The organism is Idiomarina sp. D18 (genome assembly GCF_057748155.1).
Window position 1 is genome coordinate 512,228 of sequence record NZ_CM173240.1, and the last position, 23,653, is coordinate 535,880.

General features: G+C 47.6%; 26 protein-coding genes. 17 read left to right on the top strand and 9 right to left on the bottom strand.

Features of this window, described 5'->3' with window-relative positions:
• Positions 1-58 precede the first annotated feature (58 nt).
• From htpG to AC3AP5_RS02435, 5 genes are all read left to right on the top strand, one after another.
• Entirely contained in the window at positions 59-1,975 is a 1,917-nt protein-coding gene (htpG, locus tag AC3AP5_RS02415) for a molecular chaperone HtpG (RefSeq protein WP_006956503.1), read from the top strand.
• A gap of 117 nt (positions 1,976-2,092) precedes the next feature.
• The gene (gene adk, locus AC3AP5_RS02420; protein ID WP_006956504.1) at positions 2,093-2,737 is read left to right on the top strand and encodes an adenylate kinase; all 645 of its coding nucleotides are present in this window, start codon (positions 2,093-2,095) and stop codon (positions 2,735-2,737) included.
• Between the two features lie 87 nt (positions 2,738-2,824).
• The gene (locus tag AC3AP5_RS02425) at positions 2,825-3,223 is read left to right on the top strand and encodes an MAPEG family protein (RefSeq protein WP_006956505.1); all 399 of its coding nucleotides are present in this window, start codon (positions 2,825-2,827) and stop codon (positions 3,221-3,223) included.
• Positions 3,224-3,234: 11 nt separating this feature from the next.
• Positions 3,235-4,017 carry an alpha/beta fold hydrolase gene (locus AC3AP5_RS02430; RefSeq protein WP_272977459.1) on the top strand — a complete coding sequence of 261 codons (783 nt, stop codon included), beginning with the start codon at positions 3,235-3,237 and terminating at the stop codon, positions 4,015-4,017.
• 13 nt (positions 4,018-4,030) lie between these two features.
• Positions 4,031-5,410, top strand: coding sequence for an MATE family efflux transporter (locus AC3AP5_RS02435; RefSeq protein WP_272977458.1), 1,380 nt, complete (start codon positions 4,031-4,033; stop codon positions 5,408-5,410).
• Here the strand turns inward: AC3AP5_RS02435 and hisIE are convergent.
• Genes hisIE through hisG form a run of 8 tightly spaced genes read right to left on the bottom strand, consistent with a single transcriptional unit; the run spans position 5,407 to position 12,472 of the window.
• Entirely contained in the window at positions 5,407-6,015 is a 609-nt protein-coding gene (hisIE, locus tag AC3AP5_RS02440; RefSeq protein ID WP_006956508.1) for a bifunctional phosphoribosyl-AMP cyclohydrolase/phosphoribosyl-ATP diphosphatase HisIE, read from the bottom strand. The two genes, AC3AP5_RS02435 and hisIE, sit on opposite strands and share 4 nt — an antisense overlap.
• A gap of 1 nt (position 6,016) precedes the next feature.
• Positions 6,017-6,808, bottom strand: a complete 792-nt coding sequence (hisF, locus tag AC3AP5_RS02445; protein WP_071462318.1) for an imidazole glycerol phosphate synthase subunit HisF — start codon at positions 6,806-6,808, stop codon at positions 6,017-6,019.
• Positions 6,778-7,527 carry a 1-(5-phosphoribosyl)-5-[(5-phosphoribosylamino)methylideneamino]imidazole-4-carboxamide isomerase gene (gene hisA, locus AC3AP5_RS02450; RefSeq protein ID WP_287830647.1) on the bottom strand — a complete coding sequence of 250 codons (750 nt, stop codon included), beginning with the start codon at positions 7,525-7,527 and terminating at the stop codon, positions 6,778-6,780. The genes hisF and hisA overlap by 31 nt, the downstream gene beginning before the upstream one ends.
• Positions 7,524-8,114, bottom strand: coding sequence for an imidazole glycerol phosphate synthase subunit HisH (gene hisH / locus AC3AP5_RS02455; RefSeq protein WP_286681970.1), 591 nt, complete (start codon positions 8,112-8,114; stop codon positions 7,524-7,526). The genes hisA and hisH overlap by 4 nt, the downstream gene beginning before the upstream one ends.
• The gene (gene hisB, locus AC3AP5_RS02460) at positions 8,111-9,187 is read right to left on the bottom strand and encodes a bifunctional histidinol-phosphatase/imidazoleglycerol-phosphate dehydratase HisB (RefSeq protein ID WP_287830648.1); all 1,077 of its coding nucleotides are present in this window, start codon (positions 9,185-9,187) and stop codon (positions 8,111-8,113) included. Before hisB ends, hisH begins: the two co-directional genes overlap by 4 nt.
• Entirely contained in the window at positions 9,184-10,251 is a 1,068-nt protein-coding gene (hisC, locus tag AC3AP5_RS02465) for a histidinol-phosphate transaminase (RefSeq protein WP_006956513.1), read from the bottom strand. The genes hisB and hisC overlap by 4 nt, the downstream gene beginning before the upstream one ends.
• Positions 10,248-11,573, bottom strand: a complete 1,326-nt coding sequence (gene hisD / locus AC3AP5_RS02470; protein ID WP_272977315.1) for a histidinol dehydrogenase — start codon at positions 11,571-11,573, stop codon at positions 10,248-10,250. The genes hisC and hisD overlap by 4 nt, the downstream gene beginning before the upstream one ends.
• Before the next feature lie 5 nt (positions 11,574-11,578).
• Positions 11,579-12,472 (bottom strand): ATP phosphoribosyltransferase, encoded by an 894-nt coding sequence (gene hisG / locus AC3AP5_RS02475; RefSeq protein WP_006956515.1) that lies wholly within the window; start codon positions 12,470-12,472, stop codon positions 11,579-11,581.
• Positions 12,473-12,779: 307 nt separating this feature from the next.
• Between hisG and AC3AP5_RS02480 the strand changes: the two genes are divergently transcribed.
• From AC3AP5_RS02480 to AC3AP5_RS02530, 11 genes are all read left to right on the top strand, one after another.
• Positions 12,780-13,049, top strand: a complete 270-nt coding sequence (locus AC3AP5_RS02480) for a hypothetical protein (protein WP_006956516.1) — start codon at positions 12,780-12,782, stop codon at positions 13,047-13,049.
• Positions 13,050-13,182: 133 nt separating this feature from the next.
• Positions 13,183-15,120 carry a DNA repair helicase YoaA gene (yoaA, locus tag AC3AP5_RS02485; RefSeq protein WP_487326952.1) on the top strand — a complete coding sequence of 646 codons (1,938 nt, stop codon included), beginning with the start codon at positions 13,183-13,185 and terminating at the stop codon, positions 15,118-15,120.
• Complete coding sequence (tsaB, locus tag AC3AP5_RS02490; protein WP_272977317.1) at positions 15,095-15,805, top strand: tRNA (adenosine(37)-N6)-threonylcarbamoyltransferase complex dimerization subunit type 1 TsaB; 711 nt, start codon at positions 15,095-15,097, stop codon at positions 15,803-15,805. Before yoaA ends, tsaB begins: the two co-directional genes overlap by 26 nt.
• Before the next feature lie 62 nt (positions 15,806-15,867).
• Positions 15,868-16,173, top strand: coding sequence for a hypothetical protein (locus tag AC3AP5_RS02495; protein ID WP_006956519.1), 306 nt, complete (start codon positions 15,868-15,870; stop codon positions 16,171-16,173).
• A 9-nt stretch (positions 16,174-16,182) separates the two neighbouring features.
• Positions 16,183-16,767, top strand: coding sequence for a Slp family lipoprotein (locus tag AC3AP5_RS02500; protein ID WP_272977318.1), 585 nt, complete (start codon positions 16,183-16,185; stop codon positions 16,765-16,767).
• 1 nt (position 16,768) lies between these two features.
• A complete protein-coding gene (locus AC3AP5_RS02505) occupies positions 16,769-17,644 on the top strand; it encodes an alpha/beta fold hydrolase (protein WP_272977319.1) in 876 nt (291 codons plus the stop codon).
• 98 nt (positions 17,645-17,742) lie between these two features.
• The gene (fadD, locus tag AC3AP5_RS02510) at positions 17,743-19,410 is read left to right on the top strand and encodes a long-chain-fatty-acid--CoA ligase FadD (protein WP_006956522.1); all 1,668 of its coding nucleotides are present in this window, start codon (positions 17,743-17,745) and stop codon (positions 19,408-19,410) included.
• On the top strand, positions 19,407-20,564 hold the full coding sequence (gene rnd, locus AC3AP5_RS02515; protein ID WP_272977320.1) for a ribonuclease D: 1,158 nt from the start codon (positions 19,407-19,409) through the stop codon (positions 20,562-20,564). The genes fadD and rnd overlap by 4 nt, the downstream gene beginning before the upstream one ends.
• 15 nt (positions 20,565-20,579) lie before the next feature.
• The gene (locus tag AC3AP5_RS02520) at positions 20,580-20,825 is read left to right on the top strand and encodes a YcgL domain-containing protein (protein ID WP_006956524.1); all 246 of its coding nucleotides are present in this window, start codon (positions 20,580-20,582) and stop codon (positions 20,823-20,825) included.
• Positions 20,822-21,853: a lytic murein transglycosylase gene (locus AC3AP5_RS02525; protein ID WP_006956525.1), complete on the top strand. Its 1,032-nt coding sequence runs from the start codon at positions 20,822-20,824 to the stop codon at positions 21,851-21,853. Before AC3AP5_RS02520 ends, AC3AP5_RS02525 begins: the two co-directional genes overlap by 4 nt.
• Positions 21,850-22,278: a YcgN family cysteine cluster protein gene (locus tag AC3AP5_RS02530; RefSeq protein WP_006956526.1), complete on the top strand. Its 429-nt coding sequence runs from the start codon at positions 21,850-21,852 to the stop codon at positions 22,276-22,278. The genes AC3AP5_RS02525 and AC3AP5_RS02530 overlap by 4 nt, the downstream gene beginning before the upstream one ends.
• On the opposite strand, the gene dsbB is transcribed toward AC3AP5_RS02530, so the two are convergent.
• Positions 22,275-22,790: a disulfide bond formation protein DsbB gene (gene dsbB, locus AC3AP5_RS02535; protein WP_050750008.1), complete on the bottom strand. Its 516-nt coding sequence runs from the start codon at positions 22,788-22,790 to the stop codon at positions 22,275-22,277. The genes AC3AP5_RS02530 and dsbB overlap by 4 nt on opposite strands.
• Before the next feature lie 137 nt (positions 22,791-22,927).
• Between dsbB and fadR the strand changes: the two genes are divergently transcribed.
• Positions 22,928-23,638: a fatty acid metabolism transcriptional regulator FadR gene (gene fadR, locus AC3AP5_RS02540; RefSeq protein ID WP_272977322.1), complete on the top strand. Its 711-nt coding sequence runs from the start codon at positions 22,928-22,930 to the stop codon at positions 23,636-23,638.
• The last annotated feature ends 15 nt before the right edge of the window (positions 23,639-23,653 follow it).

The window sequence follows — 23,653 nt, forward strand, 5'->3', positions numbered from 1 at the left end:
TGCCTACATCGCCCCCATTTCTTACATGAAAAGGTGGTTGAAGTAGGAGAACACAATTATGGCGGAAGCCGCTCAAACCGAAAAACATGGATTTCAGACAGAAGTTAAGCAATTGCTTAACCTGATGATCCATTCTCTATATTCAAATAAAGAAATCTTCTTACGTGAACTGGTATCGAATGCGTCTGACGCGGCCGATAAGTTGCGTTTCAAAGCACTTAGCGATAACTCGCTGTATGGTGAAGATGGCGAGCTTCGTGTGCGAATCGCGATCGACAAAGACAACCGTACGCTAACAATAAGCGACAACGGTATTGGCATGACGCGTGACGAAGTGATGACTAACTTAGGCACCATTGCTAAGTCGGGTACGGCCGAGTTCTTCGGTCAGTTATCGGGTGATGAGGCGAAAGATAGTAAGTTAATCGGTCAGTTCGGTGTTGGTTTTTACTCAGCATTTATCGTCGCCGACGAAGTCACTGTGCGTACGCGTTCTGCCTATGAGTCACCGGAACATGGTGTCGAGTGGCACTCTAAGGGTGAAGGAGAATTTGAAGTCGCAGACACCCAAAAGTCGCAGCGCGGAACAGATATTATTTTGCATTTGAAAGAAGATGCAGATGAGTTTTTAGATGACTTCCGTATTCGTGGGGTGATTAACAAATACTCAGAACACTTGAGTATCCCCGTCCAAATGTGGAAAGAAGCGGTTGAAGAACAAAAAAATGATGACGGCGAAGTTATTACGCCTGCCCAAGAGGCTCAATGGGAAACTGTGAACTCGGGTCAAGCCTTATGGACGCGCGATAAAGCCGACATCAGCGACGAAGAATATAAAGAGTTTTATAAGACTGTAGCGCATGACTTTGACGATCCGCTGTTATGGAGCCATAACAAGGTTGAGGGTACACACGAATACACCAGCCTTCTTTATATTCCTAAACGAGCTCCTTGGGACCTTTGGAATCGTGAGCAACAGCAGGGGGTAAAACTCTATGTGAAGCGTGTCTTTATTATGGATGACGCTGAGCAATTAATGCCGACCTACTTACGCTTTGTTAAAGGTCTTATTGATACTAATGACCTCCCATTGAACGTATCCCGTGAAATCTTGCAAGATAACAAGATTACTCGCTCAATGCGTAATGGTAGTACTAAGAAAGTGTTGCAGATGCTCAAGAAATTGGCAAAAGACGACGCCGAGCAATACCAAGGCTTCTGGGATACTTTTGGTAATGTGTTAAAAGAGGGTCCTGCGGAAGACAGTGGTAATCGGGAACGCATCGCTGAGCTGTTGCGTTTTGCGTCGACACATACTGATGAGCAAACTCAAAATGTCAGTTTAGATGATTACGTTGAACGCATGAAAGAAGGCCAAGACAAGATTTTCTATATCGTCGCCGACAGTTTTGAGGCTGCGAAGAATAATCCTGCCCTTGAGATCTTCCGTAAGAAAGGCATCGAAGTACTATTGCTCTCTGAACGCATTGACGAGTGGTTGATGAGCCATTTAACTGAGTTTAAAGAGAAGTCGTTGCAGTCGGTAACGCGCGGCGATTTAGACTTAGGCGACTTAGATGATGAAAATGACAAGGCCGAGCAAGAAAAGTCAGAAGAAGCGTTTAAAGAACAGTTAGAACGGTTTGAAAAAGCACTCGGTGAGCGCGTTAAAAAAGTGCGTGTAACGCACCGTTTGACTAATTCGCCTGCGTGTATCATTACCGATGACAATGATATGAGCACGCAGATGGCTAAGCTGATGGAAGCTGCGGGTCAGAAAGTACCTGAAACAAAATACATTTTTGAGGTTAACCCGGATCATCCTTTAGTCGTAAAAATGCAAGGCAAGAACGATGAGGAATTTGCCGAGTGGGCTCAAGTACTGCTTGATCAAGCTACGCTCGCAGAGCGCGGAAACCTTAAGGATCCAGCGTCTTTCGTGACTCGTCTTAATAAGTTAATGCTCAACGCATAATCACGCTATAGCGCACAGCAACAAACGCTTGCTGTGCGCCTCTTTTCTTGTAAAAACGCCCTCATCGGGGTAAAGTTCCCCTCAGACACTTGAATACAAATATAAACGAGGCTGTTTATGCGCATTATTTTGCTCGGCGCTCCGGGTGCGGGAAAGGGCACTCAAGCTCAATTTTTGATGAATACCTTTGGTATCCCACAGATTTCAACGGGTGATATGCTACGAGCCGCAATCAAGTCCGGCTCAGAGCTTGGTAAGAAAGCAAAGCAAGTGATGGATGCAGGACAACTGGTTTCTGATGAAATCATCATCGAACTAGTCAAAGAACGTATCGCCGAACCGGACTGCCAAAACGGTTTCTTGCTCGACGGCTTCCCGCGCACGATTCCACAAGCTGACGCCATGCGTGAAAACGGTATCGAAGTTGACTACGTACTTGAGTTTGCGGTACCTGACGACGTGATTGTTGAGCGTATGAGTGGACGTCGTGTACACCCAGGTTCAGGTCGTGTTTATCATATTAAACACAACCCACCTAAAGAAGAGGGCAAAGACGATGAGACCGGTGAAGAGCTGGTTATTCGTCCAGACGACCAAGAGCAGACCGTACGCAAACGCTTAGCGGTCTACCATGAACAAACAGAGCCTTTGGTTGAATATTATCAATCACTCGCAAAAGAAACGGACACCGAGTATCATCGTATTGATGGAACTCAGCCAGTCGAAGCTGTAAGTAAGGAACTCGGTGCACTGCTTAAGTAAAGAGTTGCACTGAAAGGTTTTGATAGAGGCTCACCCCACTGGTGAGCCTTTTTAATTTTATGTGTTACCACTTTATCGGAGAACATCATGGCCACCCTCACCATAACGAGTTTATTTGCAGGCATTCTGGCATTGATCTACGTTGTACTTTCGGTTCGCATTATTCAGCTCCGTTGGCGTCATCGTGTAGGTATTGGGACCAATAAAGTTGAAGAATTACAACGCGCTGTGCGCGCGCACGGTAACTTTATAGAATACGTTCCGTTGATGTTGTTGATGCTTGCTCTTATCGAGTTTAGTGGGGTTGGCAGTGCATGGATCTATAGCTTAGGTGGTGCGTTGACCATCGCCCGTATTGCTCACGCTGCGGGTCTATCCTCTAACGCAGGTGTGTCCTGGCCTCGTACGGTCGGTGTCCTCGGCACATTCAGCGTGTTGTTACTGCAAGCGGGCATTTTAATCGGCATCTTTGTTGGCCAGCTATAGGAGACATTGACGTGCAGGAGTTAGCACCCGGAATTTCTTATCTGCCCTCGCAGGGCGAAGTCAAAGGCACCTGTGTATTGCTTCACAGTTCGCAAAGTTCTAACGCGCAATGGAAAATACTGCAACAAACGTTAAGCAATGACTATAACGTTGTAGGGATCGATTTATTGGGCTACGGACGTGCGCCTGACGTAGAGTCTGCGCCGCATTTTCGCTTGCAGCAAGAAATTACGCGCATCGAAAGAGCACTCAAGCCAACCTTGGGTAATCAGTCGCTAATTTTGATTGGTCATTCTTACGGTGGGGCGGTTGCGCTAAAAATGGCGCAACAAAAACATTTTAATATTGAGCGCGTGGTTGTGTATGAGCCAGTCAGTTTTCATGTGTTGGAGGAAGATTCTCCTGGCATGCAAGAAATTCGGCAGGTGAGTGATGCGATGCACGGGAAAGATGAGGTAGAATGCACGCGCACCTTTATTGATTACTGGAACCAACCCGGTTATTTCGATGCTCTGCCAGAGCGTGTTCAACAAGGTATGGTTGCGCAAGCGGCAAAAGTTGCGCTGGATTTCGACGCACTATTAAATGATGAACTAACGCTTAAAGATTATCAGCAGGTTGAAGCGCCTGTATTGATTTTACAAGGTGAATACACACGTCGCAGTGCGCGAGCGGTGGTTAAAGCATTATCCACGGCGCTGACATCAGTGACTGTAAAACCCGTCCTAGCTGGACACATGGGACCTCTTACGCATCCGGCTGAGGTTAACCCACTTATTCTTGACTTTATTTAGGATGTTGTAAGTCATGGCCAAACACACGCACGAAATTAGAAAGCTCGCTAAACTGACCGGCCCTATATTAGTCGCGCAACTGACGCAGATGCTCATGAGCGTAGTCGATACAGTGATGGCAGGGCGTAAAGATGCTGTGGATTTGGCAGCCGTTTCGGTGGGTGGCAGTATTTTTGTACCGGTCACTTTGTTGATGTTTGGTATTGCACTCGCGTTGGCGCCTATCGTTTCGCACTTTGACGGCTCAAAGAAGTATCGCCGCATGGCGAACATGCTACAGCAAGGGTTGTATGCGTGTGCTATTTTTGGCGTGTTAGCTTTGGTGGTCTTGCAGTTTTCGCCCTACATTCTTGACTGGATGGAGGTGGAGGATCGCTTCCGGCAAGTGACGCTAGATTACGTTAATTACATTGCGTGGGGTGTACCCGGTTTTGTTATTTATGTGATTTTAAGAAACTTCTGTGAGGGATTATCCAATACTATGCCATCCTTAGTGATTGGCTTTATTGGGTTACTCATTAATATTCCGGCAAACTATATCTTTATTTACGGTCACTTTGGCGCGCCCGAACTCGGTGGTGCAGGGTGTGGTTTAGCATCGGCTTTGGTGTTTTGGGGCATGGCTATTTCGATGGCGATCTATGTATTCACCAGTCGTCGTTATAAGAAGCTTCACCTACTCAGACGCTGGTATCCACCTAAGTTCGATGACGTGGCGTATATTATAAAAATAGGCTTTCCGATAGCGATGTCACTGTTTTTTGAAGTCAGCCTATTTGCCGCAGTGGCGTTATTGATTGCACCACTAGGTCCAACAGTGGTATCTGCTCACCAAATTGCATTGAACATCAGCTCGTTGGTATATATGGTGCCATTGAGCATTTCGATGGCTGTGACACTTCGAGTGGGTTTTGCTTTAGGCGCTGGTGAGCCCAAAAATGCCATGCTGAGTTTTAAAATTGCGATGGTATTCGGCATGGTATTCGCCGCGGTTAACGGTATCATCATGTATTTAGGTGGTGCTTGGCTGGCAAGCTTGTATACGCCTGATACCGCGATTATTAATCTTGCCGCAACGCTGATGGGATTGGCGGCGATTTTTACGATGTCGGATACGTTTCAAGCCGTTGCTATGGGAACCTTACGGGGATACAAAGACACCAAATGGCCGATGATCATGGCGTTTATCTCGTATTGGCCATTCGGCTTAACAGTCGGCTACATTCTTGGACGCACTGACTGGTGGGTGCCTCGCATGGGGGCCGCGGGCTTTTGGATTGGCTTTATTAGTGGCTTAACAGTCGCCGCGGTGATGCTCACCATCCGCTTGCGCTACGTATCTAAGCATTACGAGCGCAAGCAGTTCGAGCAAACAGTCAACAACGCCACTTAACGGTGGCGTTGGTGTAATACCTCAAGCACTTGTTCGAGGCTCAAATCACTCGCTTCTAAAGTCACCAGTAGGTGATAAAGTAAATCGGCACTTTCATTAAGTAATTCATCTTTATCCTGCACAGTGGCGGCAAGCGCAACCTCAACACCTTCCTCACCCACCTTCTGAGCGATACGCTTAATGGGTTGGCTTAATAGTTTTGCGGTGTAGCTTTCGTCAGGTGAGGCGCTGCGACGCGCTTTAATGATGTTGTTTAACTGCACTAAAAAGGGTGCAGGCGCTTCGGCAAAACATGAACGCGTACCTAAGTGGCAAGTCGGTCCTTGCGGTATTGCTTGGACAAGAATCGAATCATTGTCACAGTCGCGGTAAGCGCCAGTGAACTGTAAAACATGACCCGACTGCTCACCTTTTTGCCAAAGCCGCTGTTTGCTGCGGCTGTAAAAAGTCACTGCTTTGGTTTGCAAAGTTTGTAGCAATGCATCGCGGTTCATGTAACCTTGCATAAGTACTTCGCCGGTTAGGACATGCTGTACAATACAGGGAACAAGCTGATTCATTTTCTCCCAAGCAAGTTGGTCTACCGTGCTTTCAGTAATTAGCATGTTACAAAACTCCTTGTTCGATTGGACGAATAGCGATGCCTTCGTCAATCAGTTGTTGCTTCAGCTCCGCCATGGCGATGATATTCTTATGAAACACCGAAGCGGCTAAGGCGCCATCAACATCGGCTTGTTTAAATACATTGGTAAAATGGTCAATGGCACCTGCGCCACCAGACGCGATCAGCGGCACTGAACAGTGACGTCGTATTGATGCCAGTTGTTCGACATCATAGCCTTTTCGTACACCATCTTGATTCATACAGTTGAGAACGATCTCACCGGCACCGCGCGCGATGACCTCGTTGACCCAATCTTTGGTCTGCCACTGCGAGCGACGTGATTTGCTCTCGTCACCGGTAAACTGATGCACCTCGTATTCACCGCTGTCTGCATTAAAATAGCTATCAATACCGATGACGACACATTGCTGACCGAACTCATCCACCATCTCATTGATCAGCTCAGGATTCATCAGCGCAGGCGAGTTAATTGATAACTTATCGGCGCCCATGGAAAGGAGCTCACGACCATGAGCCAGCGTACGAATACCACCTGCGACGGTAAATGGAATATCGATTTCGCGCGCGACGCGTTCAACCCAACTCTTGTCTACCGTGCGGCCATCAGAGGATGCCGTAATATCGTAGAAAACCAATTCATCAGCACCTATTTCCGCATAGCGTTTTGCTAGGGGCAAGATGTCGCCGATCAGTTCGTGATTACGAAATTGAACGCCCTTGACGACTTGACCGTCACGAACATCTAAGCAGGGGATGATGCGTTTTGCCAGCATTGGATCGCCTCCTCTAAACTAAATGCACCGGTCAGTAATGACTTACCTAAGATAACGTGGTCACAGTTCGCTGCTTTCAAGCGTTGTATATCTTCAAGACTATTAACACCGCCCGACGCCTGCCATTGAATGGCTGGGAAACGCTTTTTATAAGCTTCGTATAGTCCCACATTACTACCTTGCATAGTGCCGTCACGGCTGATGTCGGTACACAATACATGAGCGCAACCCAATGCGGAGAAACGTTTGAGTATGTCGTCTAACGTCACGTCACTGGATGACTGCCAACCATGAGTCGCAACACGCGCAATGCCATCCGCGTCAATGTTGACATCAAGTGCGAGCACGATTTTTTCAGCGCCAAATTGTTTAAACCAAGCCTCGACCTGTTCCGGATCGGTAACGGCTTTTGAGCCAATGACGACTCGTTTAATACCGCAGGCAAGAATTTCTTCGATATCTTCGGTGCTGCGAATACCGCCACCCGCTTGACAGTTTAAAGTGGTCGCTGTGCAAATTGTACGCAATGTTTCGAGTTGGCGATTTTGCGGGTTCTTCGCACCATCTAAATCGACCAAGTGCAGCCATTCTGCCCCCGCAGCTTGGTAGCTTTGTGCCTGCTCCACTGCATCAAGGTCGAAGGTGGTTTGTTGATTAAAGTCACCTTGATAGAGGCGCACAACCCGGCCGCCAATTAAGTCTAATGCAGGAATCATCATAACGCGTTCTCCAAGAAACGTTTAAGCATGGCACGACCGACCGCACCTGAGCGCTCAGGATGAAATTGAGCACCGATAAAATTATCTTTGCGGATCATGGCCGCGAAGGTATCACCGTAATCACAGGTGGCGATGGTGTAGTCATCTTTTGCAACGGCGTAACTGTGAACAAAATAACAATAAGGCTCGGTGTCATTATCGAGCAACGGATTGGTGTTGGTTGCACAGACGTTATTCCAGCCCATATGCGGCAAAGGTCTATCACCGACCTGCATACGTTTAGTTTGCGCAGGAATTAATCCTAAGCACTCCACGTCACCTTCCTCAGAGTGTGCTGTCATCAGTTGCATACCAAGACAAATACCCAATGTAGGTTGGGTGAGCGCTTTGATGGGCTCAATTAACTGTTTACGTTGCAGATTGCGCATCGCTGCAGCTGCTGTTCCCACACCCGGCAAGATGACGCGATCAGCGGCGCCGATGATCGCCTCATCGTCAGTAATTACAGGCTGATAGCCTAGGCGCTCAATGGCAAACTTTACCGAGGTGAGATTCGCACACTCGGTATCGACAATTACAATTTTCACGCGAGCATTCCTTTACTTGAAGGTAACTGTTGGTCGCCCGTTTTTGCCACGGCTTGACGCAGCGCGCGACCAAAGACTTTAAACAAGCTTTCAACCTGGTGGTGCGTGTTGCCCTCAGTCGTGGACAAGTGCAAACTAATCGCCATTGCATCGGTGAGCGAGCGGAAGAAGTGCTCAACCATTTCGGTTGATAATTCGCCCACTTTGTCGCGCGTGAAATCCGCCTGCCACTTGAGGTAAGGTCGACCTGAGAGATCGATAAGACACTCAGCACGACACTCATCCATCGGCAATGCAAAACCAAAACGGCCAATACCGCGTTTGTCACCTAAGGCTTGGCGTAGTGCCTGACCTAGTGCCAGCGCCGTATCTTCAATGGTGTGGTGGTCGTCAATGTGTAAATCACCTGTCACATTGGCGGTTAAGCTGATGCCAGCGTGTGTGGCAATTTGCTCTAGCATGTGATCAAAGAAGCCAATACCCGTCGAAAATGAGCGCGGTGTTGCATTATCGAGGTCAACTGCAATACGAATATCGGTCTCATGGGTGGTACGGATCACCTTAGCAGAACGTGAGCGTTGGGTCAGGTCGCGCACGATAGCGTTCCAATCTAGGTTGGCACGGTCATATCGAATACCGCGTATACCCATACTCTCTGCAAGTTTAATGTCCGTTTCGCGATCGCCAATCACATAACTATCGGTGAAGTCGATAAGGCCTTTTTGTAGGTAATCCTGCACCAAGCCGAGTTTTGGCTTCCGGCAACTACAGTTGTCTTCCTCAAAATGTGGGCAAATCAGTACGTCGTCAAAGCGCACGCCTTGACTTGCAAAGACAGCCATCATTAAGTCATGGGGCGCGTCGAAGTCGGCTTGTGGAAAACTGTCTGTCCCCAGTCCGTCTTGGTTGGACACCATGACGAGGCGATAACCCGCCTGCTGTAACTTAAGCAGGGCAGGGATTACATTCGGCTCAAATTCGAGCTTACTGACGCTGTCTAATTGTTTGTCGACAGGCGGCTCGAGCACCAGTGTGCCGTCACGATCGATAAATAGCCAACGTTGCTGATTCATTGAGTATCTCCAAAAAAGCATTTCAGTGCATCAATAACAAGTGTGTTTTCTCGTTCATTACCGACGCTGATGCGTACTGTGTTGTCGAGTCCAACCTGTGCTGATTGATTACGTATTAATATACCGTTCTGCTGCATGGTCTGCATGAGGCTATCGGCATCGGCAACACGATACAGTAAAAAGTTCGTTTCACTCTCGGCAACCAACGCCATTGGCAGTTCCGCTAATTCATCGCGGATGCGCTGGCGCTGTTTGACGGTGCGTGTTACGTCGGCTTGAACGCGTTCGATGCCCACAGGCGATAACGCCTGGCTAGCAATTTGAATGGTCAAGTCTGGCAGCGGATAAGGCGCCAGTACTTTCTGCAATACGGTAATGACGTCCTCGTTGGCGAGCGCAAAACCACAGCGTGCGCCGGCGAGCGCAAACGCTTTTGATAAAGTACGCAACACCACCAAGTTAGGATATTTCGCTAACCAATCGACGACACTCGCCTCGGCACAAAACTCGATGTAAGCCTCGTCAACGACCACGAGACTGGTCGTCGCGAACTTAAGCACTGCCTCGATATCTTCTTGTGCAAGCCGATTACCGACAGGGTTGGAAGGAGAACACAAGAAAATGAGACGAGCGTCTGCGCTACGCGCCTTGATAGCGTCTAAATCGAGTTGATAAGACGAAGTTAAGGGTACCGAGACCACGTCAGCTCCATGCGTCTGCGCAGAAATTGCATACATACCGTAGGTCGGTGGGCAGATAAGCACACGGTCTTGTTTAGGTTCGCAAAACGCTTTGATAAGCAGTTCGATTGCTTCGTCAGACCCGCGGCAACTTAATACCTGTTCAAGGCGAACATTAGCATAGTCCGCGTAAGCTTGATTGAGGCGCTGCGACTGAAACGCTGGGTACCGGTTCAACTGTGAGCAATCCAGCGCGTAATCGTATGCGTAGGGTGACTCGTTGGCGTTTAGCCATACTGAACCGCCACTCATCGAGCGTCGCGCTGATGCGTAGGGCACCAAAGTTTTCAGGTGTGGGCGCTGTAACTGTTCGGCTAAGCTCATACGTTGTCCTCCTGCGCCTCTAAGCGAATGGTCACGGCGCGTTTATGCGCATCTAAGCCTTCGATTTCGGCGAGCGTGGTAATGCTGTCAGCGAGATCAGCTAAACCATCGCGAGTCACTTCTTGCAACGTGTAGCGGCGATAAAAGTCTAATAGCCCTAAACTGCTGTAGTTTTTAGCGTAGCCATAGGTCGGTAAGACGTGGTTTGTACCAGTTGCATAGTCGCCACCCGATTCAGGGGTATAGTGACCCACAAAAATCGATCCTGCTGTAGTTAGTTGCTCACTCAATGCTGCTGCCGCATCGGTTTGTATAGCAAGGTGCTCGGGTGCGTAACTTTGTGTAACGGCAACCGCCTCGGCTAAGTTTTTAGTGACAATTAACCGGCTTGAAGCAAGTGCTTGCCGCGCGATGTCGACGCGAGGTAATGCATTACATTGCGCAACAAGCTCAGCCTGCACCGCTTGGGCAAGCGCAGCTGATGGTGTGACTAGAATAACCTGTGAGTCTGGACCGTGCTCTGCTTGAGATAATAAATCAGCGGCGACAAAACGCGCATTGGCGGTGTCATCAGCGAGCACTAACAGCTCTGAAGGACCGGCCGGCATATCAATGCTAATGCCGCTATCGTTTTGACTTAATTGTTGCTTTGCTTCTGTCACAAACGCATTGCCCGGGCCAAATACTTTATCAACTTTAGGTATGGACTCGGTTCCGTACGCCAACGCTGCGATGGCCTGCGCACCGCCACACATAACTAAGGTATCGATACCACATTTTTCTGCAGCGTAGACGACTTCCGGTGACATCTGACCTTGTTTATTAGGAGGCGTCACGAGTACACGAGTTTTGCAGCCTGCAATCTGTGCGGGTACGCCTAACATGAGTGCGGTAGAAGGTAAGGTCGCCGACCCCCCAGGGATATAAAGACCGACCGATTCAAGGGCCGTGTATTTTAGTGTGCAGCGCACACCTGGTGAGGTGTTCAGCGTAATATCTTCAGGTGTTTGCGCGAGGTGAAAGGCACGAATATTGTCATAAGCTTTATCAATCGCCGCTTTAGCTCGCTCGGAAACATGTGCCAGTAACGCTTGCTTCTGTTCACCGTTTAACACCAATTGCGAGATGTCTGCACAATCAAATTGACGGGTGTAGTCAAGTAACGCTGCGTCACCTTCAGTTTTCATGCGCTCAATGATTGAGCGCACGGTTTCTTTCAGCTCACGTGAGCGGCTCTGTTCAGGGCGAGCAAGCGTGGCTTGTCGCTCTGAATTGCTAAGCTGTGACCATTGTGTGATGGCAATGCTTTGTCGCGTTAACATACCGATTATCCCATCATTTTTTCAATTGGTAATACGAGTATTGAGCTGCAGCCAAGGTCTTTTAAATCTTCCATTGTTTCCCAGAACAGCTTTTCTGTACTCACGACGTGCACAGCCACTTGCTCATCAGTGTGACTCAGTGGCAGTACGGTAGGCGTTTCGGCGCCAGGAAGTAATGCGTTGACTTCATCCAGGCGGTTTTTGGGTGCGTGCAGCATAATGTATTTGCTTTCTTTCGCCATTTGCACACCGTCAATTCGCGGTAGTAGCTGGTCCATCATAGCCTGCTTTTCAGCGGATAATGGATTGGCGTTTTGAATCAACTGCGCCTGTGAACGAAAGATGACTTCTTTCTCAACGAGACCGTTAGCTTCTAATGTGGCGCCGGTCGAGACTAAATCACAAATGGCATCGGCAAGCCCAGCGCGTGGCGCGACTTCGACTGACCCGGTTAGAACGACATTCTTTGCGCTAATGCCGTTATTTTTTAGGTAGCGTTGCAGTAGGTACGGGTAAGTACTTGCGATACGCTTACCTTGCAGATCGTCGATAGAGTTGTAGTCGCTTTCGCGTGGCACCGCAATGGACAGGCGGCAACCGCCAAAGTCAAGGCTACGTAGAGCCTTATACTCTGCATTTTCATTGACCGCGGAGCGCTCAAGCGCGACCTCTTCTAATACGTTTTCACCCACTAAACCGAGGTCGACGACGCCATCCATAACTAGGCCTGGAATGTCATCGTCGCGTACTCTGAGTAAATCAATAGGGTGGCTGGTACTGTGGGCGATAAGGCGTGCTTCATTAATGCTGAATTTGACACCGCATGCATTAAGCAAAGATAAAGACTCCTTGCTTAAACGGCCTGACTTTTGAATCGCAATAGTAAGTCGTTCACTCATTGATCTACTCCTGATAATAAAAAAACCCTTCGAAAGCTGCCTTTCGAAGGGTTGTATAGTCATGCGAAAGGCTAGTCAAAATATGGACTAGCCTGAATAATAAACGTAGCTAGCCCAGTAATTTAAATTGGTGATGATGGTGGTGCTGGCTAAGGTTCATTTGTTCGCTTCCTTAAAAAAATGGATGTAACTGCTAAGTTGTATAGCACTATAAATAAAAAAAGCACTGAACGCAACTCTATTGACGTATAAAAATTGGTCGACAATAGTCTAAACTCATGATGAACAACCACTGGAGACCGCCACAATGGTCAATTTCGACGCAATGATCCCTTTAATACCAAAAGATTCGCGTATCCCTGTAACTCACAATGAAGAACAATTGAAAGTTGAACAGGTAGAAAAAGCACAGAAACTGGCTGAGGTCGAGGAGGAACAGGAAAATAGTGTCGGCGATCGCGACGCCGAGCATGGACAGCAACAGGCGGCACAGCATCATGAGGGTGAACAGAGTAGTGCGCAAGACAATGACGATGATGAGCAAAGTAGCGATGGTCATATCGACACGTACGCTTAGCGCATGATCGGGACGCAATAATTGAGCGGAAACCTACGCGACGACAGAGGATTTATGATTAACAGCGAGCTGGCAACTATGTCATACTATAGCGCTTTAATCGGTCGATATTAGAATTAGGTGTGGGCATTTAATGAGCAAAGTGGCAGCTGTTTTTACGCCCGAGGGTCAACTGGCAAAGGCGATAGAAGGCTTTCAGCCGCGCGATGCTCAGCTTACCATGGCCCAGGCTATTGAAAAATCCATTCGTAAAAAAGGTACTTTGGTTGTCGAAGCCGAGACCGGTACCGGTAAAACCTTTGCATACTTAGCGCCTGTGCTTCAAGCCAAAGGTAAGGCGATCATCTCCACGGGTACCAAAGCACTACAGGAACAGCTTTATCATCGAGATTTGCCCACTTTACGGGCCGCGCTGGCGCCAGAAAAGGTCATCGCTTTATTAAAAGGGCGTTCAAATTATCTGTGCACCCATCGTCTTGAGCAGGCACAATTGCAAGCTGGTCAGTTTAACAGTGAGACACAAACCAAGCTGGTTAAAGTGAAACGTTGGTCAACTCAGACCCGGGATGGCGATATTGGTGAGTTGGTGGTACTGCAGGATGATCCTCAGTTGACTGCCTTAGTGACTAGCACCAAAGACAATTGTTTAGGTCGCGAGTGCCCGAATTACGATGACTGTTATTTAGTGAAAGCGCGTGACGAAGCTAAGCAAGCTGATGTAGTGGTGGTCAATCACCATTTATTTTTTGCAGACCTGGCGATCAAAGATACGGGGTTCGGCGAAATCATACCCGAGTCAGACACGGTGGTGTTTGACGAAGCACACCAAGTACCAGATATCGCAAGTCAATATTTTGGTGACTCATTGTCTTCACGACAACTGATAGAAATTGCTGACGAGGTTCAGCGGTTGTGTTTAACAGAGCTAAAAGACCTCTCTCAAGCGGCACAAATGGCCCGTATTCTGACACAGGTAGTGCGGGATTGGCGGCTACAGTTTCCATCCGATCCGAGCCGAGGCAATTGGCGTGATAAACGCGATGACTCTGCCATGATTGAGGTGTGTAGCCGTGTCGCAGAGAAGCTCACTTTATTTATCGATGTCATCAAAACAGCGCGTGGGCGCCATAAAGAAATGGATAGCCTCATTGAACGCGCTGAGGAAGCCTATGATTTGTGGCAACAGTTGATGCAAACGGATCAGACAGGTTATAGCTTCTGGTATGAAACAACGGTGCGTCATATTGTTCTGCACCAAACGCCACTGAGCGTCGCCAAGCGTTTTGGCAATTTGGTCAAGCACAGTGACCGAGGTTGGGTGTTTACTTCGGCAACGCTCTCAGTCAACGAGAAGTTTGACTACTTTGTTAATCGGCTCGGGCTGTGGGATGCCGAAACGCTCGTATTAGCGAGTCCGTTTGACTTCGAGAACCAAGCGATGCTGTGTCTGCCGCGCTATCTGCCACCTGCGAACCAATTTAATCGCGATCAGCGACTCGCGCGGCTGGCGCAACAGTGTATCGAGGCCAACCAAGGCGGCACGTTCTTATTATTTACCAGTCACAGCATGTTAAAGCGCGTCGCCAGTTTATTGGACGAAAAACTAGATAGGCCCGTACTGGTTCAAGGTGAGGGCAGTAAACGCAGTATTTTGCAGAAATTTACTGATGCAGGTAATGCCGTTTTACTAGGCACTTCGTCGTTCTGGGAGGGCGTCGATGTGCGTGGCGCTGCGTTGCGTTGTGTCATTATTGATAAGTTACCGTTTGCTTCGCCCGACGACCCGTTGCTAAATGCACGGGTAGAGGACGCTAAGTTACGGGGCGTGGATGCCTTCCATACTATTCAGCTACCCGAAGCCATTATCGCGCTGAAGCAAGGAGCAGGGCGTTTGATACGCGATCAGCGCGACTCAGGGGTATTGATTGTCTGTGATGACCGACTTGTCACGCGCCAGTATGGTGCACGCTTTATCAAAAGTTTACCGCCTATGGCTCGCACACGTGATCTGAGCCGGGCAATGCTGTTTTTAAAGGATACATATAATGAAACCAACCTTGCTAGCCATTGATACATCGACGGAGAACTGCTCGGTCGCACTTCAGGTTGATAATACGGTCATTAGCCGCGAAATGGAGAGTCCACGCGAGCACTCACAGCGTTTGTTACCTTTTGTTCAAGCTGTGTTAGAAGAAGCCGATACTAAGTTGTCTGATGTTGATGGGCTGATCGTTGGCATCGGTCCAGGTAGTTTTACAGGCGTTAGAATCGGTGTTTCGATTGCACAAGGTTTGGCATTTGGTGCAAGCTTAAAAGTAAATGGTGTCAGTAGTCTTGATGCTATGGCTCTTGAGGGCTCGCAAAATAGAGTAACAGACTGGATTATTAGTGCTATTGATGCGCGAATGGGCGAAGTCTATTGGCGTGTGTATCAGCACCGTGATGGGCATCTTCAGGCGTGTGCTACCGCAAAAGTGGACAAGCCGGAGCAGTTGAATTTGGCAGCTGAGTTAGAGCGCCATGGATATCAAGCGTCGGAGTCAATTGGTTATGTGGGGACGGGATGGGAGACCTATCGTGAGCAATTAGCTGCGACAGTCTCGGTAACCCCGCAGTCGCTTAATTGTGTGCTTCCGACCGCCGAAGCGATGTTACGTTGGGCACAGCTCTATAATGAGCCGGCTGTTGCTGCAGATGAACTGGAGCCACTTTACGTCCGTAATGAGGTAACTTGGAAAAAGTTGCCAGGTCGTTAACTTGTAGATTATTTTGGAACTCGCCATAATAACTCAGGTCAAACTAATGAAAGGAGCAAGCGTTGAATCCTGTTTCGTCAAGTCATGTTAATGGTGTGCAAGGTAATTTGTCACCGGCACGTCGGGTCGTGCCTGATCCGAGAGATCGCGTGGCTGGAGAGAGTGAACCGCAATCGGCTCGCGCTTCGATTGAAATTCCGAGTCGACAGCAAAGCTCTGATCAGGCGCAACGTTGGAAGGATTTGAACATTGTGTATGACCAACCATCGCAGTCTGCACAAAAAGCACTATCGGCCTATCAAACTGTCGCGCTTAACGAGAAACGAGAGCAAGTTGAGTCAATGTTCAGTTTGGATCTGTATGCCTGAGGAGGCGCTATGTTACGTATCGCGAGTTTAGCACTTGGTGCGCTATTGTTAGCGGGCTGTAGTACATTCCCAGATGCTATCGCAACGCAAGATGAAGATGCCTTAGTATCCTATTCACAAGTGAAAAACAATACCGAAGCAACCGTTGGACAAGCGGCGCGCTGGGGTGGAATTATTGCCGATGTTCGCAATGATGAAGGCTACACGATTATCGAGATGGTTCATTTCCCATTGAAAAGTTGGGGGCGTCCGTTGGTGAGTGATGACACAGAAGGGCGTTTTCTCGCTGTTATTAATGGCTTCGTCGACCCTCAAGTCTATCAACAAGGCCGTAGTCTGACTGTGTTAGGGAAGGTCGGTGAAGCACAAGAAGGTAAGATAGGCGACTATAACTACATATACCCCGTTATTGAGACATCGGGCTATTATTTGTGGCCGAAAGAAGTCGACCGTGCTGACTCGGGGATTGACTATTCACCGTTGTGGTTTAGACACAATTTTTATGCCCCTTACCCTTATCGCCCTTACTATTATCGGTACCCGACGCGCGTAAGGGTTCAGGAAGAAAAACCTAACGCGACTAGCAATCAGTAGCGTGTTGTATCAATCACTAATTGAGCGTGCTCAGCCTCTTGAGTACGCTCTTGACTGGGGCTGCCTCAGAGGTCTCGGTTGGGGCAATGTCGATAAACCTCGCTATATCCTGTTGCATGGTTGGCTGGATAATTGTCACTCATTTCTTCCGCTGATTGAGCAACTACATGAACCTGATGACGGAATCATTGCGCTTGATTGGGCCGGTCATGGCTACTCGGATCACCGCCCCACGGGTAACTACTATCATTTTACTGATTATGCTTATGATATTTGGCAATTGATTAAGATACAGGAGTGGTCTGGCGTTACCATTATTGGACATTCGATGGGCGGCTTCGTCGGCAATATGGTTACGACGCTGTTACCAAAGCATGTATCCCACTTGGTGTTGATTGAGGCCTTTGGTTTGCTCACCAGTGACGAGGAGAACGCTCACCAGCAGCTGTTAGCAGGCTTTCAGTCGCGAAAGAAGTCGCAGATGGCACAGTGGCGTCCATACACCGATAAGTCACAAGCAGTCGCGGCACGTGCCAAGACAGCCGATTTTAGTGACGCGTTAGTCGAAATTATCGTTGAGCGTGGCATTAAGTTAATGGCTGATGGACACTGGTATTGGCGCGCCGATCCCAAAGTTCGGTCTACATCGCCCTATCGGTTGTCCTCACAAGCCGTTGAACAAATTTTGAACCAGTTACGCGTGCCCGTGGTATTAGTAAAAGGGCGTGATGGTTACGCTCAACTGGATAACGCCTTGGCACGATGGCAAGACTGTGTTCCGCAATTACGCGTGCTTGAGTTGGGTGGTGGGCATCATGTTCATATGCAAAGTCCGAGTGATATTGCGGGCATTGTCCGTGAAGTGTCATCATCTTAGATTGTGCCGAAGGGCGAGATTGAGATAAACTGGTCGGATAAGCTCACGTTGACGTGAACGATACATAATAATTAAAGCAATAAATTTTGGAGCCTAGTATGGAAAAGATTTGGCTTAAACATTACCCAGCGGGAGTGCCAGATACGATTGATCCCGACCACTATACGTCTTTGCTCGAGATTCTCGAAGAGAGTATTGAGAGGTATGGTGATAAAACCGCATTCGTTAATATGGATTGCGAAATGTCGTTTGCCGAGCTGGGTGAAAAGGCAAAGCAATTTGCTGCCTATTTGCAGAGTATTGGGCTACAAAAAGGGGATGCAGTTGCGATTATGATGCCAAATCTTTTGCAGTATCCGGTTGCGCTGTTCGGGGTATTAGCGGCGGGTATGACCGTCGTTAACGTCAACCCCTTGTACACACCGCGAGAATTAAAACACCAACTGACCGATTCGCAATCGAAAGCGCTCGTGATTCTGGAAAACTTTGCCAATACTTATGAGAAGATTGCAAAAGATGTACAACTAGAAAAAGTCATTACGACACAAATTGGTGATTTACTGCCCGCTCCTAAACGTTGGTTGGTAAATTTCGTGGTTAAGTACGTGAAACGTATGGTACCAAGCCATTCAATCAGTCAACGTATCGATTTTAATGTGGCGCTCAATAAAGGTAAGCAAAAAGCATATCAGCGACCTGGTTTAACGGGCGACGACATCGCATTCTTGCAATATACAGGCGGCACAACGGGCGTTGCGAAAGGTGCCATGTTATCTCATCGCAACATGGTCGCCAATTTAGAGCAGGTTTCATCGGTCATTACACCCATCATGTCTGATGGTGAAGAAATCATTATTACCGCCTTACCGCTGTATCATATTTTCGCTCTAACAGCGAACTGCTTGACGTTCATTAAGCACGGTGGGCGCAATATTTTAATCACCAATCCGCGTGATATGCCTGGATTTGTAAAAGAGCTTGGTAAAGTTAAGTTTTCAATGATCTCGGGTGTTAATACGTTGTTTAATGGACTATTGAATACCAAGGGCTTCAAAGATCTCGATTTCTCTAACCTAAAGGTGTCTCTTGGTGGCGGGATGGCGGTGCAAAAATCAGTCGCGGAACATTGGGAACGTGTCACGAAATCTCGCTTGCTAGAAGGCTACGGTTTAACCGAGTGTGCACCTGTGGTTACAGTCAACCCTTACGATATCGAGCATTATACGGGCAGTATCGGCTTACCTGTACCAAGTACCGACGTTAAAATTTGTGACCCGGAAAGTGGCGAGGAAGTTGCCCTAGGGGATGCGGGTGAACTTTACGTGAAAGGCCCACAAGTGATGGTTGGTTATCTAAATCGTCCTGACGCCACGGCTGAATCGATTAAAGAGGGCTGGTTTGCGACTGGCGACATGGCAACCTGTGATGAACGCGGGTACTTTAAGATTGTTGATCGTAAGAAAGACATGATCCTGGTGTCTGGTTTTAATGTCTACCCTAATGAGATTGAAGATGTCCTAGCCGATCATCCAAAAGTGCTTGAAGTGGCCGCAGTTGGAGTGCCACATGAGTCTTCCGGTGAGGTTGTTAAGGTCTTTATTGTCAAAAAAGATAAATCCTTAACGGAACGTGAGATTATTGATTTCTCTAGAGAAAATCTAACGGGGTATAAAGTACCTAAGTTAGTCGAGTTTCGTGATGAACTCCCCAAATCAAACGTAGGTAAAATCTTGCGTAAAGAGCTAAGAGACGAGAAAAAAGATTGACTAAGTTAATGCAGCCACAGAGTGGATATCGTTATATCAGTAGCCTTGAGATGCTGACTGAATTTTGTCAAAGAGCCCGCTTAGCGGGCTCATTTGCTATTGATACTGAATTTGTTAGAAGAAAGACTTACTTTGCCAATTTGGGGCTCGTGCAGCTGAATGTCGATGGTGAGACATTTATTATCGATCCACTCATTGATATTGATTTAACAGCACTTTGGCAATTGATAGCCGATCCCGACGTCGTTACGGTTTTGCATGCTGGTGGCGAAGACATTGAGTTGTTTTACCATCAGTCAAATGGACAGAAACCGCGTGCCGTATTTGATACGCAAATTGCGGCGGGATTTATTGGCATGGGGTCGTCGCTTGGCTACGCCAGCCTAGTTGAGCAATTATTTGATGGTGTAACCCTAGATAAAAGCCAGTCACGTACGGATTGGTTAAAGCGTCCGCTCAGCGAAGAGCAACTGACTTACGCAGCTGCCGATGTGAGCTATCTAAATAGCATGTATCCTTGGTTAGTTGAACAGGTCGCACAAGCTCATGTGGCAGATATTGTCGTTGAGGAAAGTCAACTGCAGGTCAGTAAACGCACGCAAGTTATTCCAAGACATTTACTTTATTTGTTCGTTGGGAACGCTTGGCAACTTAACCAAAAGCAATTACAAGTGATGAAAGCACTCGCTGCTTGGCGTCTGGATAAGGCTATGAGTGAAAATATGCCTCTGGGCTTTATTTTTAAGGACGGCGTGTTATTGGAGTTAGCGAGAAAAATGCCGCAGTCTAAGTCTGACCTGTACAAGATTAAAGATTTAGCTCCGATGACGCGCAAATATTCGGGCGAAGCAATAATTGAGCAGATTGGTTTAGCACTTGCTGTGGATCCATCGCAATGGCCGCAAACTTTGCAAAGACTCGACGACATGCCAAACTATAAGATGGCGTTTAGTGGTATTAAGAAAGCAGCACAGGGCTTGGCTTCGTTGCTCGGTATTGATACGGCATTGGTAACTTCGCGCAAACAAATTAATGACTTTTTGATGTATCACTGGCAGTTTAGTGATGACCACCGTGCTGAATTGCCCAGACCTGATTTGCAACAGGGCTGGCGCTGGAGAGCGCTAGAATCTGAATTAAAAGAATATATTTAACGCGAGTTTAAGACCATGCTGTGCGACGTATTTAAAAGCTCGAAAAAAAGCGATACCTATCTATACCTCCCGTTGGGAAGTGAATTTGATGAGTTGCCAGAAGCGCTAGTAAGCCACTTTGGCACTCCGCAAAAAATAATGACAATAAATTTAGACAAACGCGACCAACTTGCTCGGATTAGCGTAGAAGAATTAAAACAGCACTTGGTGGAACCTGGCTATTATTTGCAACTTCCGCCACAAAAGGAGTCAATGCTATGAAAAAGTTAACCCTGAGCACTTTGGCGCTTATCGTAAGTGCGTCGACAGTGGGATTTACCGGCCCTGTAAACGCCTCTCAGTCTGAGCAGAGTTCGATGAGCGAGCAAAGCGAAAGTACCGAGCAGAAGTTTCAAACTTATGTTGATAAGTTGCGCTCTGAGGCGCTTGAGCAAGGATACACGAAAGATACGCTGGATCGCGCGTTTGCCAAGGTAAAATATTACCAACGTGCAGTTGAGCTCGATAATAATCAGCCAGAGTTCAAACTTACTTTAGATACTTACCTTCCCAGAGCAGTACCTGATTGGAAAGCTCAAAAAGCGCTTGAAAAGTATCAGGAGCATAAAGCGCTACTCGATGAGATAGGAAAGAAATATGGTGTACAACCACGATTTATAGTTGCATTGTGGGGTATAGAGACCAACTTTGGTTCTTACACCGGCGGATTTGATGTTGTTTCAGCATTAACAACTTTAGCGTTTGATGGTCGACGTGAAGCCTTCTTTAAGAAACAACTCTGGCAAGCGCTGACTATTATTCAAGACGGTCATATCGACCCTGAGCAAATGAAAGGTTCATGGGCGGGCGCCATGGGTCAGACGCAATTTATGCCAAGCTCGTTTATGAGTTATGCGGTCGATTACGACGGTGATGGTAAAAAGGATATATGGAACAGCTACGGCGATGTATTTGCGTCAGCCGCAAACTACTTGAGTTCTGTGGGTTGGCGAGATGATGTGACGTGGGGACGCCAAGTGCAGTTACCTGAACAGTTTGATACATCGTTAGCGGGGCTAGATACCAAAAAGGGACTCGCCGAATGGCAAAAGCTTGGTATTACGCGCATGGACGGAAGCCCGTTACCGCAACGAGATGATATTGAAGCTTCGGTTGTAATTCCTGATGATAAGGAAGGTCGAGTGTATCTTGCCTATGCAAACTACGATGCGCTGATGCGTTGGAATCGCTCACATTACTTCGTTGCTGCAGTCGGCTACCTTTCTGATCGTATCCGTTTTCCTCGATGAATTGGTATGATAAACCGCTTCATGCGCTCAATCATCGCGAATGGGAAGCCCTTTGCGATGGTTGTGGGCAATGTTGTCTAAACCAACTATTAGATGAAGAGGATAACCTGTATCAAACCGATGTCGCGTGTCGATTATTGGATACTGACAATGCAGTGTGCAGTGACTATGAAAACCGTACTCAGCGGGTCCCCAGTTGTGTTCAACTGACACTCGAAAATCTCGATGCAGTTTATTTCATGCCTAAAACTTGTGCGTATCGGCTCAGAGCACAAGGGCAACCGATTCCTGACTGGCATCCATTACGACACCATGGCAGTCAGCAAGCGATGAAAAAAGCCGGCTACCATGTAGCCGGCCATTGTATCACTGAAGCGGAATTTAGAGGTGAGTTAGAAGATCGTATTGTGACCTGGCCGCTTTAGCGTAGTTTATAAATAATGTGGCTTAGGCTGGCGATCACAACAGTAATCGTTACTCCTGCAAAGATAAAGGTCATCCATGCCGGCATGGTGACACCTAAAAACGACCAGTCAATGTCACCACAGAGTCCTGGGGCTGCAAAATAGCTAGGTAGCCATTCATGCAGTGGAGCCCAAGATGGAAAATTCGGGTTACTTTCACAGACTGCAAAGAAAGCATTTTTCGACGTTTGCAGGTCCCAGTGGTCATAAGCGATGAATAAGCCCTCGAGCGCGGAATAAAGTACGCCAGCGAGTGCTACTAAGCGTATGAATGGACGTGTCGCACCCAAATAGCCAAGCAAAGCAAACAACGCAATGCCTATCACTGCCATACGTTGATATACACACTTTACGCAGGGTTCAAGTCCGAGACCGTACTGAAAGTACGCGGCAGCAGCCAATAGCGATAAACAGATGATAAATAGCGCTAACCAAGCGCTGCGTTGACTTGGCCAAAGGTATATTTGCATGATTTGATATATCCGTGTCTGAATCTAAGCGCTATAACATAGCCGAAAAGTAAATGGCTTGTCGATAACAATCAGTTTGCTTGTCCGACCTCATATAACACTGGTAGAATCACACGATTGATAATGAAACAGGCGTAACAATGATCATTAAAGCAAAGAGTCCGGCAGGTTTTGCCGAGGAATATATCGTTAAATCAATCTGGAACGGTCATTTTGCTCCAGGTACGATCCTTCCTGCAGAGCGTGAACTGTCCGAGCTCATTGGTGTGACTCGTACGACGCTACGGGAAGTATTACAGCGCTTAGCGCGAGATGGTTGGCTTACAATCCAGCATGGCAAGCCAACCAAGGTGAATAACTTCTGGGAGACGTCTGGGCTTAATATTTTAGAGACGCTAGCTCGTTTAGACGAAGATGGTATGCCAGAACTGGTCGACCAATTGTTGTCGGCTCGCACTAATATTAGCGCGATTTATATTCGAGCTGCGATCCGTCACAACCCTGAAAAGGTAGTTGAGCTATTGTCTAAGAATGATGAGCTTGCTGACGATGCCGAGCGTTTCGCAGACTTTGATTATCAGTTAAATCATGATCTTGCGATGGCGTCGGGTAACCCCATCTATGTGCTAGTGCTTAACGGCTTTAAAGGTTTATATTCGCGTATTGGCCAATTTTATTTCTCTTCGCCAGAGGCTCGCCAGTTGGCTCGTGATTACTATTACAACCTTAATAGCGTGGCGAAGCAGGGCGATTACAATGAATCAGTAAACTTGGTTCGTCGCTATGGTTATGAATCAGCAGAAATTTGGCATAGCTTGCGTGGGGATATCCCGTCCAACTTAGTCGATTGAGGCAATCGTTTTTTT

Coding starts and splice junctions, on each gene's coding strand:
- htpG (WP_006956503.1), top strand. CDS start 59: ATGGCGGAAGCCGCTCAAACCGAAAAACATGGATTTCAGACAGAAGTT.
- adk (WP_006956504.1), top strand. CDS start 2,093: ATGCGCATTATTTTGCTCGGCGCTCCGGGTGCGGGAAAGGGCACTCAA.
- AC3AP5_RS02425 (WP_006956505.1), top strand. CDS start 2,825: ATGGCCACCCTCACCATAACGAGTTTATTTGCAGGCATTCTGGCATTG.
- AC3AP5_RS02435 (WP_272977458.1), top strand. CDS start 4,031: ATGGCCAAACACACGCACGAAATTAGAAAGCTCGCTAAACTGACCGGC.
- hisIE (WP_006956508.1), bottom strand. CDS start 6,015: ATGCTAATTACTGAAAGCACGGTAGACCAACTTGCTTGGGAGAAAATG.
- hisF (WP_071462318.1), bottom strand. CDS start 6,808: ATGCTGGCAAAACGCATCATCCCCTGCTTAGATGTTCGTGACGGTCAA.
- hisA (WP_287830647.1), bottom strand. CDS start 7,527: ATGATGATTCCTGCATTAGACTTAATTGGCGGCCGGGTTGTGCGCCTC.
- hisB (WP_287830648.1), bottom strand. CDS start 9,187: ATGAATCAGCAACGTTGGCTATTTATCGATCGTGACGGCACACTGGTG.
- hisC (WP_006956513.1), bottom strand. CDS start 10,251: ATGAGCTTAGCCGAACAGTTACAGCGCCCACACCTGAAAACTTTGGTG.
- hisD (WP_272977315.1), bottom strand. CDS start 11,573: ATGTTAACGCGACAAAGCATTGCCATCACACAATGGTCACAGCTTAGC.
- hisG (WP_006956515.1), bottom strand. CDS start 12,472: ATGAGTGAACGACTTACTATTGCGATTCAAAAGTCAGGCCGTTTAAGC.
- AC3AP5_RS02480 (WP_006956516.1), top strand. CDS start 12,780: ATGGTCAATTTCGACGCAATGATCCCTTTAATACCAAAAGATTCGCGT.
- yoaA (WP_487326952.1), top strand. CDS start 13,183: ATGAGCAAAGTGGCAGCTGTTTTTACGCCCGAGGGTCAACTGGCAAAG.
- tsaB (WP_272977317.1), top strand. CDS start 15,095: ATGAAACCAACCTTGCTAGCCATTGATACATCGACGGAGAACTGCTCG.
- AC3AP5_RS02500 (WP_272977318.1), top strand. CDS start 16,183: ATGTTACGTATCGCGAGTTTAGCACTTGGTGCGCTATTGTTAGCGGGC.
- fadD (WP_006956522.1), top strand. CDS start 17,743: ATGGAAAAGATTTGGCTTAAACATTACCCAGCGGGAGTGCCAGATACG.
- AC3AP5_RS02520 (WP_006956524.1), top strand. CDS start 20,580: ATGCTGTGCGACGTATTTAAAAGCTCGAAAAAAAGCGATACCTATCTA.
- AC3AP5_RS02525 (WP_006956525.1), top strand. CDS start 20,822: ATGAAAAAGTTAACCCTGAGCACTTTGGCGCTTATCGTAAGTGCGTCG.
- AC3AP5_RS02530 (WP_006956526.1), top strand. CDS start 21,850: ATGAATTGGTATGATAAACCGCTTCATGCGCTCAATCATCGCGAATGG.
- fadR (WP_272977322.1), top strand. CDS start 22,928: ATGATCATTAAAGCAAAGAGTCCGGCAGGTTTTGCCGAGGAATATATC.